Source organism: Prevotella sp. oral taxon 317 str. F0108 (genome assembly GCF_000162415.1).
GTDB classification, from domain to species: Bacteria; Bacteroidota; Bacteroidia; order Bacteroidales; family Bacteroidaceae; genus Prevotella; species Prevotella conceptionensis.
Genome location: NZ_GG740079.1, coordinates 24,227 through 25,728, shown reverse-complemented (window position 1 = coordinate 25,728; position 1,502 = coordinate 24,227). Strand labels below are relative to the sequence as shown.

The 1,502-nt window shown below is 37.9% G+C and carries 2 protein-coding genes; both read right to left on the bottom strand.

Translation table 11 applies throughout. The features are described from left to right. Nucleotides 1-198: 198 nt before the first annotated feature. Nucleotides 199-861 (bottom strand): hypothetical protein, encoded by a 663-nt coding sequence (locus HMPREF0670_RS14450; protein ID WP_009231886.1) that lies wholly within the window; start codon nt 859-861, stop codon nt 199-201. 11 nt (nt 862-872) lie between these two features. Then, nucleotides 873-1,502, bottom strand: a 630-nt coding sequence (locus HMPREF0670_RS15970) for an RHS repeat-associated core domain-containing protein (RefSeq protein ID WP_198009316.1), incomplete at its 5' end; no start/stop codon positions are given.

Sequence of the window (1,502 nt, the reverse complement as noted above, 5' to 3'; positions counted from 1 at the left end):
CAGGTAGCGGTGCACGCGGCCGTTGAAAGCCTTTTCAATCAGCTAATGTACTGCGCTTAAACACGACAGCTCTTCCACCAACAGCCCTACATATGCCATAGCCTGCTAAGCTTAGGTGTAGTTTATTAGGTTATCAATTCAGAAATTCTTTCTATCCCCCATTTTTTTTAAAGGACACACCATCTAATGGAGGTTAACCTACTTTAATACCATTTCCGTATCCTCTACTTGAAGACCGATTAGTCTATTCATTTTGATGGCGTTAATTAATTTTCCAGAGAAGAACAAGCCAAAAGGTTGTATGGCAATTATATCATAATCAAGCCGGTATTTAACTGAAATTTTTCTGTCACCTATAGAAAAGTATTTTTTATATTCTTCACTATCTGCTATTTGTACATGCTCTTTTGTAGTCAAATCCACAAATTTACTATCCGAATAATCAACAAAGCGATTAGGTACCATTGGAAAACCGACCGCGAAATAATTACTTGAAAAACCTTCAATGTTTACTTTGAACTTGTTATAAGTAGGTAGCTTGAAGCTTTCTAACACATCTAAACATTTTTCAGTTACTAGAAAGTCTATTCCTCGTTCATGTGGAGCTGCTACAATAAAATCCGTTTCAAGTGCACCTTTTAAAGGAAAGTAGGTGATGCACGTTATTTTTTTTTCGTCAATCCTTTTAAAATCATCTAATAGAAACGCATTAATACCGCTAGCAAAGTAACTTTCATAATAATTCCTTTCTTCCTTTGACACAAAAGACTTTTTCTCTTTTAGCTCTACTTGGTATACTCCATTCCTTACACCCATAATTAGCGGGTCTGTTTCTATCCATACTCTTTTATACTTATACATAATTTGTCTTTTTACTTTAGTTTACCAAAATGCTCATTTAGGTTCTTACCTGAGGCCTGAGCTTTACCTATCTCATTTCTCAAATTATTTTGCAATGTGTTAATATCATCTAGCTTTAAGTCGCCTTCGTTTGTAAGTTTAGTTATTTTTTTAGAAACATACTCGTTATATTTTGGATGGTTTCCATGAAAAGGAGTATCCAAATCAATAAGGTTTGTTCTATTCTTTGCGGTTCTAACATTAACTGCCTGCACATAACCCTTGATTTTCTTAAAATCTTTTCTAAAAGCTTTATAAACCGCCATAGGAATTATGTGATGTGTCTGTGTCTTCTTTGGCACATCACAATCCAACCCCCAAAGATCTATTCTCGTGTTGCTGTCACGTGTATACCCATACAACGTCGGATTATTCCCTGCCAGCCCAATCGGATCTTGACTTATATACCCACCCGTACTCGGGTCGTAATACCTGAACCTGTTGTAGTACAATCCCGTCTCCTCGTCCTCATACTGCCCCAACTGGCGGAACGGCACGAATTGTCTGTCGCCTTTCAGGTTGAGCAAGTTGCCATAGATGTCGTAGTCGGCTTGCCAAATCACGACACCGTGTTCGTCGTAGGCCTGAACGGGGCGACCGAT

Bases quoted from the DNA above. Each gene is read 5' to 3' on its own strand.
- HMPREF0670_RS14450 (WP_009231886.1), bottom strand. From the start codon at position 861: ATGTATAAGTATAAAAGAGTATGGATAGAAACAGACCCGCTAATTATG.